Consider the following 15318-nt stretch of genomic DNA (forward strand, 5'->3'; position numbering starts at 1 on the left):
AGCGATCGTCAGTGAGAACGTAGCTTGGCAATGGCCAAGTACGTAGAGTCACTTAGCCCCGAGCCGGATCCCTGAAAGAGATTGAGCAAGGGGGATTGTCCCTGACCGATGCTCTGGCCGTTTTTGACGTCATACATGGCGGAGAAACGGCCCAGCAGCTTTTCGACCTTCGCGGGATCGGAAAGATCTTTGATCTTCATGAATTTGTCCACGAACTTGGCCTGCTGGTCGATTGGCATCGCCGCCATCGAGTCGGGCAAATTGAAGGTGGTCCTGAACACCTCCGAAAGAGCCTTGTCGGCAAGGATGTCGTATGCGGACGTGATCTCCCCCGCCTTTCGCTGGAAATAGAGCGCCAGGCGCACGCCGGGATTCGTATCCCCCTGCTGCTGCTCGAGGCTTTGCTGGAGATAGTTCGCCTGTGTTTCCCGCAGCTGGACTTGCTTCTGAGGACCAACCATCGCAAGGCGCGCGACATTGCCCTTGCTGTCGAAATTGAACGACGCCGCGATCTCGGCAAAGCGATGATCGCTCTCGGTGTTCGCGAAGCTCTTTGGATTGTTCAGATCTGACGCGAATATCTTCTTTAGATATTCGGTGCCGACCTTCTTGGGGTCCAGGCCCTTGGCGACGAGAATGAAATCGACCATCTTCCGGTTCGCAAGCAGCTCAGAAACGCTGTCGATGCCTGCGATGGCCTCCTGATAGGACGTCGCGTCTTTCTGGGCCTGTTCCCGAACCGCTTTCTGCTGCTCAGGGCTTGCCTGTTTCAGCACTGCAATGACGTAGTCCTTCGCGGTCTGGAGGATTTTTGCCGAGTCCTGAGCCACCAAGGGGGTCGTCAGATTGCCTTTTGCGTCGAAGTTGAAGGCGCGCGCGAGCTCGACGTATCGGTTGTCCTTGAGCGTATAGACGAAGCTCTTGGGATCGCTGAGATCGCTTTCGAGGGCCGCCTTGACGGTGGCCTGCGAGACCTCTGCAGGATCGAGGCCGACGGCGCCCAGCGCAAAATCATACACGGCTGCAGTCGATACGAACGCCTGGACTGAATCGATCTTGCCGATCGCGTTTCTGAATTGAACGGTTGCGAAGGCCTCATTCAGGGGACTTGCCGCCGCATAGACGTCGGACTTGCTGTCGTCGAACCGCTTTGTCGTGAGCGTGACGTTTGCAGCAGTCTGCGCGGGCACACCCGACGGCAGCGACCCGTCAGCCGAAAACTCGAACGCGCCGGCCAGGTCTACAAAGCCACCTATCGTCGCGATCTGGTCGTTGAGGCTGGAAATGCTCTTCGTGTACGACTCCAGGTGATATTTTTCGACCAGGATCTGGACGTTCAACTGAGCCACGTCGGCGCCCGGTTGCGAGAGTTGGGCCGTGTAGTCGGCGATCTTCGTATTGGTGGCGCTCACGTCCGATTTGGCTTGAGCGAGCTGGGCGTTGAGGCCGGTCAACTGAGACGCGAAGGCGGTGTTGACGTAGCTGTTCGGATCGGATGGGTCGCTGCGCAGGACCTGGCTTATCGTGTCGGGCGGCCACTTGCTTTGATCGATCCCGAATGCCGAATAGACATAGTTGCGGAGACGATCGTTGTTCAGCAGCTGATCAGCACTGCTGATGCTGCCGATCTGGGCGCTGTAGTATTTCGTATCGTCCGCAAGTGCGTCGACCTGGCTCTTCTTGGTTGCCGTGTACAGACCGATCGTCTCGTCGGTCTGGTTCTCCGATTGCGCAACCGGCGTCGCAGTGCCGTTGAAGGAAAATGCCGCGGCAAACTCCCGGTAACGCTTGTCGACCAGCTTGTTGACAAAGCTCTTTGCGTCGGAGAGGTCGCTCTCCAGCACCTTTCTCATGAAAGCCTTGGCGTAGGCCATGTCTTCCAGGCCATACGCCTTCAGTGCGTAATGATACAGGCGATAATCCTTCATGAGATCATCGACGGTCTTCACCTTGCCGATGTTGGCCTTGTAATAGGCGGCCTCTCGCGCGACGTCGGTCTGCTGTTCGACCCGCGTCAGGGATTGCTTGAGATGGTGCGAAATGTAGTTGTAGCTGAAATACGTTGATACCATCGCGCATTCCTCGCGGCTTCTTACGGTCCTGGACGTCCGTCAATCATTGCCGGGTCGCGAGGTGGGGGCTGGCCTCATGCCAACAGATTGTCTCACAGCAACGTCTTCTTAAGGCGATTCTAGAGTACAATCTTAAGTTTTAGTTTGCGTCCAAGTGACGCGTGCCGAGTTTTGTTGCTGTATGTTTCTCAGATGCAGCTTTCGCGAAGATTGTGTTCCTGATATGTTCCGGCCGAAATATCGACCGGAGTGGGTTGGAAGCCGGACATGAGCCGAAGAAGCAATCGCACGATCAACCTGCCGGCGCCGTATCTGAAGCGGATCTGGCTCGATCCGTCGCAGGTTCACGATCGCGAGGCTTATCCGTTTTGCCTGCCCATCTTCCCGGATGATTTCGAGCTTAGCTTCGACGCCGCCATCACGATCATCGTCGGAGAGAATGGCACCGGGAAGTCGACGATCCTCGAGGGTATCGCGGCGCTTGCCGGCTACGACGATGCTGGTGGCGGCAAGGGCTACATGCCGGTCGATCGTTCCGACGCGCGGGAGAAGATGGGTGGCCAGCTTTCCAAGGCGTTGCGCGCAAGCTGGCTGCCGAAGATCACCAACGGCTGGTTTTTCCGCGCCGAGAGTTTTTTCTCGGTGGCGCGATATCTCGACAAGGCCGCACGTGATGCCGGCCAGGTCGGACCCGATTTTCTGTCGCATTCCCATGGCGAAGGTTTTCTGCGCTTCTTCGAAGAGCGCTGCCAGCGCCAGGGCATCTTCATCTTCGACGAGCCGGAATCGGCGCTGTCGCCGACGCGTCAGATCGAATTCCTGAAGCTCTTGCGACGCATGGACGACTCCCGCATCTGCCAGGTCATCATGGCGACCCATTCGCCGATGCTGATGGCCTATCCCAATGCGAAGCTGCTGCGGCTCGGGAAATACGGGCTGGTGCCGGTGACGGTGGAGGAGACCGACCATTACCGGCTGATGCGGGAGTTTTGTGACGACCCGCGGGGCTTCGTGGAGGCGACGCTGGCGGAATGATTGGGGGACGTCTGCCGCTTCAATGAGGCACGCGCATTGTTTTTCCACTCGCATCTGAATCGCGAACACACCTTCGCGGCCCCGCGGCATGAACTGCCCGAGCCTTGCTGTCGTCACCGCCCTCGAAAGTGCCGAGGGCGCAGGGAAGGCCGGGTGCCGGCTGGCACCCGCGGTCCGCTGTGCGCGAAATGCGCTGGAAGCAGATGCACAGCGGCATACAGGTGAAGCCGAACATCCGGCCTTCCCTGCGCAGTGGTTTTACGGCTTATGTCGTGATCTCCCCGGGGAGCGATGCACTATTGCCCCCGTCGCCTTGCGGATGGCTGACGCGCCCGCCCGGTCGGGCAGCACGCGTCACCGCAAGACTTGGCACACAGACCCCGGATGCCAGGACCACACGATTTTGCCGTACGCAGGCTGCACCGGTCGTGTGCGCGCGGGTCGTTGCTCACGGCGCGAGCCGCCCTGCAAACCACCTTCGCGCCGACGCCGCCTGCGTCCACCACGTCCCATCCCGCGTGTCGTGACGATCGCGATACGCCCCTCGGACCGGGCTGGGATGGCCGAAACATGCGACATTTCCGAATTCGCGTAAAGCGAATTGTTTTGATCGGAACGGATTGACCCCGGCCTTGTGTGTTTTGCCCGTCGGGCAACGCAAGGGATGGCGTGGATGCGGGAGCGATCCCCGCCACAGCCGTGCCACGAACCGGTCTCCCCACGGCCCGAAAATGCGCTACGATGATCGCAGCGCGCCTCAAGTCGCGCAGCTCCAGGAGTGAGGAAACGGTATGAGGATGAGAAGCGGAACGGCGGTCGCCGGGGTGGCGGCGCTGGCGGTGGCGGGGATGGCTCTGACGGCCGCATTTGAGCCGGTTTGGGCACACGGGCCGACCCGGCAGAAGGTGCGCGAATCCATCGAGATTAACGCAGCCCCGGCCAAGGTGTGGGCGGTGATCGGCAATTTCCAGGACATGAGCTGGCTCCCGCCCGTCACCAAGACCGAGGGCGAGAAGGGCAACGAGATCGGCGCGACGCGGCGGCTGACCCTGACCGGCGGGGCGACCGTGGACGAGGAGCTCTACAAGTTCGACGCGGCCGCCATGACCTATTCCTACCGGATCACCGCCGTGGACGTGAAGGTGCTGCCGGTCACCAACTATTCCTCGACGCTGACGGTGACGCCGAGCGCCGACGGCAAGGGCGCGACGCTGGAGTGGGCCGGCGCGTTCTACCGCGGCTTTCCCAACAACGATCCGCCGCCGGAGCTGAGCGACGAGGCCGCCAAGACTGCGGTGAGCGGGCTCTACAAGGCCGGCCTCGAGGCACTGAAGAAGAAGATCGAGAGCGGAAGCTGACCGTGCGCGTGCTGGTCCTGGCGGCGCTCGCCGCCAGCCTTGCCTGCCTCGGCAGCGCGTCCGCCGAGGAGGCCTTCGTCACCAACCAGCTCAGCGACGATCTGATGGTCGTGGACCTTGCCACCGCACGTGCGGTGGCAACCATCCCGATCGGCGGCAAGCCGGCGGGCGTCGCCGTCAGCGGCGACGGCCGCTTTGCCTATGTCACCAGCCCGGATGCCAAGGCGGTGACGGTGGTGGACGCGGCAACGCGGCAGGTGACGGGGCGGATCGAGGTCGGCGGCGGCCCGCTCGGCATTGCCCTGGCGCCCGACGGCCGCACCGTCTATGTCGCCGACTGGTACGCCGCGGCGGTGCGGGTGATCGACGCGGCGAGCCGCAGCGTCACTGCCAGCATCGCGGTCGGCGCCTCGCCGTCGGGCCTTGCGGTAACGCCTGACGGCAAGCTGCTGCTCTCGGCGGACCGCGACGACGACAGCGTCTCGGTGGTGGACACGGCGACGCGCGCGCGCAAGGCGGTCATCAAGGTCGGCACGCGCCCGTTCGGCGTCACCATCGATACCGATGGAAAACGCGCCTACACCGCCAATGTCGGCTCCAACGACGTCTCCGTGATCGACATCGCCGCGGGGGCGGAGATCGGCCGCGTGCCGGTCGGGATGCGGCCCTATGCGGTGGCGCTGGCGCAGGGGCGCGGCTTCGTCACGGACCAGTATGGCGGCACCGTCAGCGTGTTCGATCTGGCGACGCTGAAGCCGGTGAAGCGCATCAATGTCGGCGACTACCCCGAAGGCATCAATGCAACCGCCGACGGCAAGCGCATCATCGTCGCCTGCTGGGAGAGCAACACGCTTGATATCATCGACGCCGCGGAGCTGAAGGTGATCGGCGAGGTCAAGACCGGCGACGGCCCGCGCGCGTTCGGGGCGTTTTTGCGGAGGACGGAGTAGGGCGGGTAGGGTGGGCAAAGGCGCAGCGCGCCGTGCCCACCATCTCTCCGCCGTCTCGGCACGCTATGGTGGGCGCGCTTCCGCCTTCGCTCTTCGAGCTACGGCGGACAAGTCGCTTTGCCAACCCTACGGCACTTTCGACGCGGTGAAATCCCGCAGCTTCAGGAAGAAGTCCTTCAGGATTGGGTTGCGATCCACGTAGGTCACGTAGCGGATCGGATGCCGCCTGCGGTCGATGCTCCACGTCATCTGGTCCGTGAGGACCGGAGCGGGGATGATCACGCTCGGCGCCCACATGGGGTTCAGCAGCCAGCCGACCGGCGCCATGTCCCAGATCTCCTTGGCCCAGCCCATGTGGTCGGACGAATACTCCTTGAACCGCATCGCGAGGAATGCGCCGATGCTGCCATGCGGTTCGACGTAGCGCTCGATCTCCGGCACCGTGCTGTGGAGGCGCGAGGTGACGCCCTTGCACGGCACCAGCACGAGCGGCACGCCGCTCTCGAGCAGCACCTGCGCACCGCCGACATCCTGCTTGAGGTTGAATTCGATGGTGTCGGGCCATTCCAGCGCATGGCCGCCGAGCCAGACCACGACGATACGGTCGATGATGTCGGGTGCCTTCAGAAGGGCGGAGGCGACGTTGCTGATAGCGCCGATGGCGATGACGTAGAGCGGATTGTCCTGCGTGCCCGCGCGTGCCCGGGCGATGACGTCGTCCACGGCGGGTGCCGTCCGCGCCGTCTTGCCTGGGCCGACATAGTCGGTGACGCCGCGATGAACCAGGCCATCCGGCGCGACATTCAGGCGCTCCAGCAGGCGAAGGATTTCCTGGTAGCTCAGCTCCATGCCGTGGCCGGGACTGTCCGCGCGCGCATTGAAGAACGGCGCGGCGTAGATCGCCTCGACCTCGAAGCGCTCCGGTGACAGCAGCATCTGCACGAGCGCGAATTGGTCGTCGATCTCGTTATAGGTGTCGGTGTCGAGCACGACACGCAACCGGCCGACCGGCGGTTCCAGGAGCTTGAGGCGCACTGCGTCCGTGAGTGTCATTGCCGTCTCCCTGGGCCGTGCGTGGCGATTGCGGATCAGGCTCTCTGCGGAATCCGGCAGACCACTTCGGCAATGTCCTCCATCTGCGCGAACATGTGATCCGGCGCAAGCGCCCGCAACGCCGCTGGGGCTGCATAGCCCCAGCTGACCGCGCCGCAGGCGATGCCGACCGCGCGCGCCGCCTCGATGTCGCGCACCTCGTCGCCGATCGCGATGACACGGTCGAGCTCCACGCTGGCGCGCCGGATGACGCGGCGGAATTTCGCGGGCTTGCCGAATATCGACGCAGAGCAATCGAAATGCGCGAACAGCGCCGCCGCCTCGCCGAGCTTCTCGCGCGCATTGGCTTCGCTGTCGGAGGTCACCAGCGCGAGCTGCACGCCGTTCCCGGCCAGCGTCCGCAGCATCGTCTCGACGCCCGCAAACAGTGAAATCTCGCCAGCTGCCTCGGCCTTCAGCCGCCGCGCATGCCGCGCGATCGCCGGCAGCTTCCACAGCGGCACCTCGAGCCGGCTGAGGATCTCGCGCGACGAGGCATGCCGCAGCTCCTCGACGTCCTCATCGGCCACACGGCGAAAGCCGAAGCGGTCGGCGACGTCGTTGATGGTGCGCAGGAACCAGGGGAAGCTGTCGGCGAGGGTGCCGTCGAGGTCGAAGATGGCGAGGGCGTAGGGCATGGGGGAGTGGAAGTGTCGGGCGGACCTGCGCATCCGGTCCGCTGGCGACGCGCTGACAGATGCCATCGGAGATGCTAGATTAGGGCCCAGAGGTGACAGATGTCGGACCTACTGGCAAGGATTACGGTCGATCCGCAGCGTATGCATGGACGCCCATGTATTCGCGATCTGCGCATCACGGTCGCCGACGTCTTGGGACTGCTATCCGCCGGACAGTCGCGTGACAGCATTCTCGAGGACTATCCGTATCTGGAAGAGGCGGATATCGACGCAGCGCTCGCCTATGCCGCGCGTCAGGTTGACCACCCGATCATAGCGGCCAAATAGCTTGCTTTACCTGATCGACGCTCAGCTTCCCCCTGCACTCGCGGAAGCCTTACGTCGTGCTGGATACGATGCGGCTCATGTGGTCGAGTTCGGAATGGCGGCAACATCGACAATCGCGCGCTGGTGCGACAGTTTCTGAGCGCCATGCCGCAAATTGTCGAAGCCGTCGCGCGGGGCGAGGCCGTCATCGAGTTCGTCGGTGGTTAGTCATGGCAAGCGGGACCGAACCACAGTAGCGGCGAGGCTGCGCTACTCCGCCGCCTCGCTCGTGCTCCGCCGCTTCGGCTTCCGCGCCTTCTTCAGCACCGGCTCCAGGAACTTGCCCGTATAGCTCCGCGGCGCTTTCGCGATGTCCTCCGGCGGGCCCCAGGCGACGATCTCGCCGCCGCCGTCGCCGCCTTCGGGGCCGAGGTCGATGACCCAGTCGGCGGTCTTGATGACTTCGAGATTGTGCTCGATGACGACGACCGTGTTGCCCTGCGCGACCAGCTCGTGCAGCACCTCCAGGAGCTTCTTGACGTCGTGGAAGTGCAGGCCGGTGGTGGGCTCGTCCAGGATGTAGAGCGTGCGGCCGGTGGCGCGCTTGGACAGTTCCTTGGCGAGCTTGACGCGCTGCGCCTCACCGCCAGACAGGGTCGTCGCTTGCTGGCCGACATGGATGTAATCGAGGCCGACGCGGTGCAGGGTCTGGAAGGTCTCGCGCACGCGCGGGACCGCCTTGAAGAAGTCGGCGGCTTCCTCGACGGTCATGTCGAGCACATCGGCGATGCTCTTGCCCTTGAACAGGACTTCGAGCGTCTCGCGGTTGTAGCGCTTGCCCTTGCAGACGTCGCAGGTGACGTAGACGTCGGGCAGGAAGTGCATTTCGATCTTGATGACGCCGTCGCCCTGGCAGGCCTCGCAGCGGCCGCCCTTGACGTTGAAGGAGAAGCGGCCGGGCTCGTAGCCGCGCGCCTTGGCTTCGGGCAGGCCGGCGAACCATTCGCGGATCGGCGTGAAGGCGCCGGTATAGGTCGCGGGATTCGAGCGCGGGGTACGGCCGATCGGCGACTGGTCGATGTCGATGATCTTGTCGATGTGCTCGAGGCCCTCGATGCGGTCGTGCGGGGCGGCGCCTTCGCTGGCATTGTTCAGCTTGCGGGCGATGGCGCGGTAGAGCGTGTCGATCAGCAGCGTCGACTTGCCGCCGCCGGAAACGCCGGTGACGCAGGTGAACAGGCCGAGCGGAATCTCGGCGGTGACGTTCTTGAGGTTATTGCCGCGCGCGTTGACCACCTTGATGGTGCGGCGATGGTTCGGCGGACGCCGCTCGGGCACCTCGACCTCGAGCTCGCCGGTGAGATATTTGCCGGTCAGCGATTTCGGATTGCGCATGATCTCGGCGGGCGTGCCTTCGGCGACGATGTGGCCGCCATGCATGCCGGCGCCGGGGCCGATGTCGAGCACGTAGTCGGCGAGACGAATGGCGTCCTCGTCATGCTCGACCACGACCACGGTGTTGCCGAGGTCGCGCAGGCGCTTGAGCGTGTCGAGCAGGCGCGCGTTGTCGCGCTGGTGCAGGCCGATCGAGGGCTCGTCCAGCACGTAGAGCACGCCGGTCAGTCCCGAGCCGATCTGCGAGGCCAGGCGGATGCGCTGGCTCTCGCCGCCGGACAGCGTGCCGGAGGAGCGGGAGAGGGTGAGATAGTTGAGGCCGACGTCGAGCAGGAAGGTGAGGCGCTCGCGGATCTCCTTGAGGATGCGGCCGGCGATCTCGTTCTGCTGCTGGTTCAGCGCCTCCGGCACGGTCTCGAACCACTCGCCGGCCTTCTTGACCGACAGCTCCGAGATCTCGCCGATGTGCTTGGTGCCGACCTTGACGCAGAGCGCCTCGGGCTTGAGCCGAAAACCGTTGCAGGCGCCGCAGGGCACGTCGTGGAAATACTTCGCCAGCTCCTCGCGCGCCCACTCGCTCTCGGTCTCCCGGTAGCGGCGGTTGATGTTGGTGATGACGCCCTCGAACGGTTTCTTGGTGTCGTAGGAGCGCACCCCGTCCTCATAGGAGAACTTGATCTCGTCCTCGCCGGAGCCATGGAGGATCGCGTCTCTCGTCTTCTTGGGCAGATCCTTCCACTTGGTGGTCAGCGTGAACTTGTAGTGCTTGCCGAGCGCCGTCAGCGTCTGCACGTAATAGGGTGATGACGATTTCGCCCAGGGCGCGATCGCGCCCTTGCCGATGGCGAGCTCCTTGTCGGGGATGACGAGGTCCTCGTCGACATGCTGCTCGACGCCGAGGCCGCCGCAAGCGGGGCAGGCGCCGTAGGGGTTGTTGAACGAGAACAGGCGCGGCTCGATCTCGGGAATCGTGAAGCCGGAGACGGGGCAGGCGAACTTTTCCGAGAACAGGATGCGCTCGGGTCCGCTCTTGTCGTGGATCTTCGCGGTCTTCTTCTTTTCCTCGGCCGGCGCGGCCGCGGGCGCATCGGCGAATTCGACAACGGCAAGGCCCTCGGCGAGCTTCAGCGCGGTCTCGAAGCTTTCGGCGAGACGCTGGCCGATGTCGGCGCGCACCACGATGCGGTCGACGACGACGTCGATGTCGTGCGGAAACTTCTTGTCCAGCGTCGGCGCTTCCGCGAGCTCATGGAAGGTGCCGTCGATCTTGACGCGCTGAAAGCCCTTCTTGAGCCATTCGGCGAGCTCCTTGCGGTACTCGCCCTTGCGGCCGCGCACGACCGGCGCGAGCAGATAGAGGCGGGTGCCCTCGGGCAGCGCCAGCACGCGGTCCACCATCTGCGAGACGGTCTGGCTCTCGATCGGCAGGCCGGTGGCGGGCGAATAGGGCACGCCAACGCGCGCCCAGAGCAGGCGCATGTAGTCGTAGATCTCGGTGACGGTGCCGACGGTGGAGCGAGGGTTCTTCGAGGTCGTCTTCTGCTCGATCGAGATCGCCGGCGACAGGCCGTCGATCTGGTCCACGTCAGGCTTCTGCATCATCTCCAGGAACTGGCGCGCATAGGCCGACAGCGATTCGACGTAGCGGCGCTGGCCCTCGGCATAGATGGTGTCGAAGGCGAGCGAGGATTTGCCGGAGCCGGAGAGGCCGGTGAACACCACGAGCTTGTCGCGGGGAATCTCGACGTCGATGTTCTTGAGGTTATGCTCGCGCGCGCCACGGATCGTAATTGCGCGCAGGCTCGAGCCCGCGTTCTGTTGTTGGCGCTTCGCCTTGATCACTTCATCCATCCCGGTGTCCTCAGGGAATCCCAAAGACGCGCGGCCGCGCCAATGGTGAAGGCGCGCTTTGCCCGGAACCGGGATCGGCGCCGATGGGGTTGTCAGCGAACGTAGGAAGAACAGCGGCGGATTTCCAGTGGGACTTGCGAATCGTCAACGGATTGTTGGCGTGCTGGCGGCATCTGGCAGCAGCGGAGCACCGGAACGGCCTCTCGCCCCACGATTCCCTGACGGCTCGGCTGTCCGCGAAAACAAAAAGGCCGGCACAAGGCCGGCCTTTCGTAACGCGATCGCGATGGAGGCGAAGCTCAGTACTTCGCGACGACGGGGCCGCCGAAGGTGTAGTTGAGGCGGACGGTGCCCATGTCGACGTCCTGCTTGATGCTGTCGCTGCGGGTGGCCACGCCGAGGAAGGTGAAAGTGTCGGTGTGCTTGCCCATGAACAAGTGGTTGTATTCGACCGCCACCGACCAGTTCGGAGCGAAGCCGAATTCGATGCCGGTGCCGACGGTCCCGCCCCAGCGCGTTTCGTTCGCGGTGTCGAGCGTAATGCCAGCCAGAGTGCCGCTGAACTTGTTGTGGGTGACAGCCGCGCCGCCCTTCACGTACCAGAGCACGTTGTTCCAGGCATAGCCGACTTGGCCGGTGAAGAGGCCGATGGCGTCGATCTTGGTATTGTTCACCAGCGGGAAGAGAGCGGCGGGAGCGCTGACGTTCGAGCCCTTCAGGTCAGCCCAATCGCCCTGGGCTTCAAGGCCGAACACCCAGCTGCTGGACTGCCAGCGATAGCCGATCTGGCCGCCGACGAGAGCGCCGGTCGCATTGTGACAGCCTTCAGCCGTGACCGGAATTGCGGCGACTCCGACGGCGGTGAGATCCCAGCAATTATGGCTCGAGCCGCCACCGGCGTTGCCGCCGATGTAGAACCCGCTCCAGTTGTAGATCGAGGCCACGGCCACGGGCGCCTTGGTGTAAGGGCGGGCCGCCAGGTCAGCCGCCGAGGCAGGAGCCAACGCGCTGAGCACGAGCAGACTGGCCGAAGCCAGCACAATCCTCTTCATTTTCAAATTCCCCAGTTTCGTTTCTCTTCGTCGGCGAAAAGCAGCGGACCCAACGACCCAACTGATGCCATTGCTATACATTATTAAAGCCAAAGGTTGTGTCACCGATGTGCCACACCTCTCCGAAAACGCTAGCGAGCGGCTGGATTGGATACTTGGGCGCGAAAAACAAAAAGGCCGGCGCGAGGCCGGCCTTTCGTGACGATGTGCGTCGGTGGCGAAGATCAGTACTTCGCGACGATCGGGCCGCCGAAGTGATAGTTCACGCCGACCTGCACGGTGTGGAAGTTGAGCGTGCCGGTGGGCAGGACGCCCGAGAAGTAGGTCTCGCCGCCGAGGCTGCGATAGAGGTACTCGCCCTTGACCGACCACTGCGGCGCGAAGAACGCTTCGACGCCCGCGCCGACGGTCCAGCCGGAGTGGAACTTGCTGTCCGAGACGGACACGCCGAGTGCGGAGAGGGTGATCTTGTTGTCGATCCAGGCGTAGCCGCCCGTGCCGTAGAACAGGACGTTGTTGACGGCGTAGCCGATGCGGCCGCGCACGGTGCCCATCGCGTCGGTCTTCGAGCTCACGGTCGCGGTCGCAACGCCGAAGCCGGGGACAACGGTCGCGCCGGTCGCCGAGGCGCTGACGTCAGCCCAGGTGCCATCGGCTTCGACACCGAACACGACGTTGCCGGTCTGCCAGTTGTAGCCGGCGGTGCCGCCGACGAAGCCACCCTTCATCTTCGGGTCGCCCGAGCCGTTTTCCCAGGCGCCGCCACCGACGATACCGAGGTAGAAGCCGGTCCAGTTGTAGACCGAGGCCACGGCCACCGGAGCCTTCGTGTACGGGCGAGCCGCGAGATCAGCAGCCGACGCGGGGGCCGCAAAAGCGAACAAACAGGCCGAAGCCAACAAAACCTTCTTCATTTTCAACCTAAATCCCAGTCCCAGTTTCTGTTGTGCCTTCCACGATCGGGAAGGGCATCGGACGCTGTGGTCCAACTGACGTCGTGCTTACACCAGCAAAGCCGCAAGTTGTGTCTCTCAAAAGCCACAACAGTCACAAAACGTAATGGTTGCTGACTTATAGCCGCCGGCATGTCGCACAAAAAAAGGCCGGCACGGGGCCGGCCTTCAATCTTCAAGTGATATCAAAGAGATATCAGTACTTCGCGATGACCGGGCCACCCCAGCGATAGTTCACGCGGACCAGGCCGATATCGACGTCCTGACCGATGCGTTCCGAGCGTGTGAAAGCGCCGGCCGGAGCCACAATGAAGTTGCCGGAGCCGGCGAAGCCGATGGTGCGATTGCCCATGAAGATGTGATCGTACTCGACGCCGACCGTCCAGTTTGGCGCGAATCCGAACTCGAGGCCGGCACCCACGGTGCCGCCCCAGCGGGTCTCGTTGGCCCGATCGAATTCGAGGCCGGTGATGACATCGTAGCCGCGGTAGCGATCGCTGACGACGGCGCCGCCGCCCTTCACGTAGAACAGCACGTTATTCCAGGCATAGCCGACTTGGCCTGTGAACAAACCGAACGCGTTGATCTTGGAGCGGTCGCGAAGACCCGTGCCGATGAACGTCGTGCTGACGTTGTCTCCGGAGAAGTCGGCCCAGTTGCCCTGGCCTTCGAGCCCGAACACCCAATTGGCCGACTGCCAGCGATAGCCGACCTGGCCGCCGACCGTGCCACCGGTCGCGTTGTGACAACCTTCGCCAATCAGAACGCCGGTGACGGGAGTTACAAAATCCCAGCATTTGTGGGCCGAGCCGCCGCCGCCGTTGATGCCGATGTAGAAGCCGCTCCAGTCGTAGATGGCCGCGACCATTGGCGGCGGAGCCTTCGTGTAGGGACGCGCCGCCAGATCCGCCGCGCTTGCAGGAGCCGACAGGCTCAACGCCACTGCACCGATTGCACCAATCAAAATCTTATTCATTGCAGTCTCCCCAATTCCGCCGCTTCTTGAAATCCCCGAAGCGGCCAAGCAGGCGCGACGCCCATATGAAATTAATTCCGAGGCAAACGTAGCCTAACGGGTGAGCAGAGTCCGTCGCCGAAATACAACAGTCGCGCGATAAGTGCGGCGTATGTAACTTAATGAATGTTAAGTGCTTTTCGTCGTTCACCGGAACCTGAAAAGGTTCCATCCGGCGCTGGCCATTTGAGCAGTACGCGGGCACCGCCCGGGCCATACATTTCGTACTCGCTCGAACGGGAACAAATCTGGAACGAGCCGACGGCCGATGCTATATATGGGGATAACCCGAGGGCTGGTGGGCTGATCGGTCCGCGCAAGCGTATAGGGTCGCCTCAATAGGTTGCAGAAGACCGCGGGGCGCGGTCGGGCCTTATCAATTCAGTGGCATTCGGAGTGGAGAGCGGCGATGGCGGGAAGCGTCAACAAGGTCATTCTGGTTGGAAATCTCGGCAAGGATCCTGAAATCCGCCGTACCCAGGACGGGCGGCCGATCGCGAATTTGAGCATCGCGACCTCGGAGACCTGGCGCGACAAGAACAGCGGCGAGCGCAAGGAAAAGACCGAGTGGCATCGCGTGGTGATCTTCAATGAAGGCCTCTGCAAGGTCGCCGAGCAGTACCTGAAGAAGGGCGCCAAGGTTTATATCGAGGGCGCGCTCCAGACCCGCAAATGGACCGACCAGAGCGGCGTTGAGAAGTACTCCACCGAAGTCGTGCTCCAGGGCTTCAACTCGACGCTCACGATGCTCGACGGCCGTGGCGGCGGGGGAGGCGGCAGCTTCGGCGAGGAGCCGGGCGGCGATTTCGGCTCCTCCGGTCCCGTCAGCAGCGCGCCGCGCCGCGCCGTCGCCGCCGGTGGCGGTGGCCGCAACAGCGATATGGATGACGACATCCCGTTCTGAGGCGGGCGGGCGCTTCGCCCCGAATGTTGTCGTGCTCGCGTAGAGCCGCAGGAATTCTTACCAATTGGCGGGCAGGGCTCGGTTTTTCCGAGCTTGCCTCATGTGCTGCTTCAAGCCTTTGACGGGGCATCATGTGAATGGTATTAACTTGATGTTAATCCTATTCACATGGATCACCCGCCGATCGGAGGAAGCCCCGCATGAGCCTCGCGCCGCTGCTTACGGCTGCTCCGGCGATCCCGCTGCATGCCTTTGCCGCCATGGCCGCCTTCGTGCTCGGGCTGGTCCAGTTTGCCGCTCCCAAAGGCACGCTGCCACACCGGACGATCGGCTGGATCTGGGTGGTGCTGATGGCGGTCGTGGCCGCCTCCTCGTTCTGGATCCACCAGAGCCGCCTGATCGGGCCGTTCAGCCCGATCCATGTCCTGTCGATCTTCACGCTGGTGGTGCTGCCGCTCGCGGTATGGCGGGCGCACGCCCATCGCGTCGCCGATCACCGGCTGATGATGATCTTCATCTTCGCCGGCGCGCTGGTGGTGGCGGGCCTGTTCACGCTGCTGCCCGGGCGCATCATGCACCGCGTGGTTTTCGGGGCCTAAGGGGCGGTTTCGGGCGGCTCGTCCGGGCCCCGCCCAGGGCGGTGCCGAGGAGGGCGTAAGTCTCTGGAAAAACAGTCGGAAAAAGCGCTTCCTTTACC

At 63.4% G+C, this 15318-nt stretch carries 14 protein-coding genes; 7 read left to right on the forward strand and 7 right to left on the reverse strand.

Going from position 1 to position 15318, the window contains the following annotated elements:
* Window positions 1-8: 8 nt before the first annotated feature.
* Window positions 9-2072 (reverse strand): DUF1217 domain-containing protein, encoded by a 2064-nt coding sequence (locus tag ACVWW6_RS27785; protein ID WP_456681724.1) that lies wholly within the window; start codon window positions 2070-2072, stop codon window positions 9-11.
* A gap of 267 nt (window positions 2073-2339) precedes the next feature.
* Here ACVWW6_RS27785 and ACVWW6_RS27790 point away from each other — a divergent pair, with 267 nt between their 5' ends.
* The 3 genes from ACVWW6_RS27790 to ACVWW6_RS27800 all read left to right on the forward strand — a co-directional run bounded on the left by ACVWW6_RS27790 (window position 2340) and on the right by ACVWW6_RS27800 (window position 5415).
* Complete coding sequence (locus tag ACVWW6_RS27790) at window positions 2340-3107, forward strand: AAA family ATPase (protein WP_456681725.1); 768 nt, start codon at window positions 2340-2342, stop codon at window positions 3105-3107.
* Between the two features lie 791 nt (window positions 3108-3898).
* Window positions 3899-4465 (forward strand): SRPBCC family protein, encoded by a 567-nt coding sequence (locus tag ACVWW6_RS27795; protein ID WP_011087475.1) that lies wholly within the window; start codon window positions 3899-3901, stop codon window positions 4463-4465.
* Between the two features lie 2 nt (window positions 4466-4467).
* Window positions 4468-5415 carry a YVTN family beta-propeller repeat protein gene (locus ACVWW6_RS27800; RefSeq protein ID WP_456681726.1) on the forward strand — a complete coding sequence of 316 codons (948 nt, stop codon included), beginning with the start codon at window positions 4468-4470 and terminating at the stop codon, window positions 5413-5415.
* A gap of 126 nt (window positions 5416-5541) precedes the next feature.
* Here the strand turns inward: ACVWW6_RS27800 and ACVWW6_RS27805 are convergent, their stop codons facing one another.
* A complete protein-coding gene (locus ACVWW6_RS27805; RefSeq protein WP_456681727.1) occupies window positions 5542-6468 on the reverse strand; it encodes a nucleoside hydrolase in 927 nt (308 codons plus the stop codon).
* A gap of 35 nt (window positions 6469-6503) precedes the next feature.
* Window positions 6504-7145 carry an HAD-IA family hydrolase gene (locus tag ACVWW6_RS27810; RefSeq protein WP_456681728.1) on the reverse strand — a complete coding sequence of 214 codons (642 nt, stop codon included), beginning with the start codon at window positions 7143-7145 and terminating at the stop codon, window positions 6504-6506.
* A gap of 99 nt (window positions 7146-7244) precedes the next feature.
* Here ACVWW6_RS27810 and ACVWW6_RS27815 point away from each other — a divergent pair, with 99 nt between their 5' ends.
* Together ACVWW6_RS27815 and ACVWW6_RS27820 are read left to right on the forward strand one after the other, a co-directional pair.
* On the forward strand, window positions 7245-7472 hold the full coding sequence (locus ACVWW6_RS27815; protein WP_110116096.1) for a DUF433 domain-containing protein: 228 nt from the start codon (window positions 7245-7247) through the stop codon (window positions 7470-7472).
* Window position 7473: 1 nt separating this feature from the next.
* Window positions 7474-7611 carry a DUF5615 family PIN-like protein gene (locus ACVWW6_RS27820; RefSeq protein ID WP_157839442.1) on the forward strand — a complete coding sequence of 46 codons (138 nt, stop codon included), beginning with the start codon at window positions 7474-7476 and terminating at the stop codon, window positions 7609-7611.
* 110 nt (window positions 7612-7721) lie between these two features.
* Here ACVWW6_RS27820 and uvrA read toward each other — a convergent pair whose 3' ends face one another.
* The 4 genes from uvrA to ACVWW6_RS27840 all read right to left on the reverse strand — a co-directional run bounded on the left by uvrA (window position 7722) and on the right by ACVWW6_RS27840 (window position 13678).
* On the reverse strand, window positions 7722-10697 hold the full coding sequence (gene uvrA, locus ACVWW6_RS27825) for an excinuclease ABC subunit UvrA (protein WP_456681729.1): 2976 nt from the start codon (window positions 10695-10697) through the stop codon (window positions 7722-7724).
* Window positions 10698-10996: 299 nt separating this feature from the next.
* Entirely contained in the window at window positions 10997-11749 is a 753-nt protein-coding gene (locus ACVWW6_RS27830; protein WP_011087469.1) for an outer membrane protein, read from the reverse strand.
* 224 nt (window positions 11750-11973) lie between these two features.
* A complete protein-coding gene (locus tag ACVWW6_RS27835) occupies window positions 11974-12663 on the reverse strand; it encodes an outer membrane protein (RefSeq protein ID WP_271557869.1) in 690 nt (229 codons plus the stop codon).
* 235 nt (window positions 12664-12898) lie between these two features.
* Window positions 12899-13678, reverse strand: a complete 780-nt coding sequence (locus ACVWW6_RS27840) for an outer membrane protein (protein WP_028171880.1) — start codon at window positions 13676-13678, stop codon at window positions 12899-12901.
* A 448-nt stretch (window positions 13679-14126) separates the two neighbouring features.
* On the opposite strand from ACVWW6_RS27840, the gene ACVWW6_RS27845 reads away from it, so the two are divergent.
* Window positions 14127-14621, forward strand: a complete 495-nt coding sequence (locus ACVWW6_RS27845; protein ID WP_011087466.1) for a single-stranded DNA-binding protein — start codon at window positions 14127-14129, stop codon at window positions 14619-14621.
* Window positions 14622-14821: 200 nt separating this feature from the next.
* Window positions 14822-15220: a DUF2306 domain-containing protein gene (locus ACVWW6_RS27850; protein WP_110116094.1), complete on the forward strand. Its 399-nt coding sequence runs from the start codon at window positions 14822-14824 to the stop codon at window positions 15218-15220.
* Window positions 15221-15318: the final 98 nt, after the last annotated feature.

This window comes from Bradyrhizobium sp. USDA 3311 (genome assembly GCF_054062495.1).

Coding starts and splice junctions, on each gene's coding strand:
- ACVWW6_RS27785 (WP_456681724.1), bottom strand. CDS start 2,072: ATGGTATCAACGTATTTCAGCTACAACTACATTTCGCACCATCTCAAG.
- ACVWW6_RS27790 (WP_456681725.1), top strand. CDS start 2,340: ATGAGCCGAAGAAGCAATCGCACGATCAACCTGCCGGCGCCGTATCTG.
- ACVWW6_RS27795 (WP_011087475.1), top strand. CDS start 3,899: ATGAGGATGAGAAGCGGAACGGCGGTCGCCGGGGTGGCGGCGCTGGCG.
- ACVWW6_RS27805 (WP_456681727.1), bottom strand. CDS start 6,468: ATGACACTCACGGACGCAGTGCGCCTCAAGCTCCTGGAACCGCCGGTC.
- ACVWW6_RS27810 (WP_456681728.1), bottom strand. CDS start 7,145: ATGCCCTACGCCCTCGCCATCTTCGACCTCGACGGCACCCTCGCCGAC.
- ACVWW6_RS27815 (WP_110116096.1), top strand. CDS start 7,245: ATGTCGGACCTACTGGCAAGGATTACGGTCGATCCGCAGCGTATGCAT.
- uvrA (WP_456681729.1), bottom strand. CDS start 10,697: ATGGATGAAGTGATCAAGGCGAAGCGCCAACAACAGAACGCGGGCTCG.
- ACVWW6_RS27830 (WP_011087469.1), bottom strand. CDS start 11,749: ATGAAGAGGATTGTGCTGGCTTCGGCCAGTCTGCTCGTGCTCAGCGCG.
- ACVWW6_RS27835 (WP_271557869.1), bottom strand. CDS start 12,663: ATGAAGAAGGTTTTGTTGGCTTCGGCCTGTTTGTTCGCTTTTGCGGCC.
- ACVWW6_RS27840 (WP_028171880.1), bottom strand. CDS start 13,678: ATGAATAAGATTTTGATTGGTGCAATCGGTGCAGTGGCGTTGAGCCTG.
- ACVWW6_RS27845 (WP_011087466.1), top strand. CDS start 14,127: ATGGCGGGAAGCGTCAACAAGGTCATTCTGGTTGGAAATCTCGGCAAG.
- ACVWW6_RS27850 (WP_110116094.1), top strand. CDS start 14,822: ATGAGCCTCGCGCCGCTGCTTACGGCTGCTCCGGCGATCCCGCTGCAT.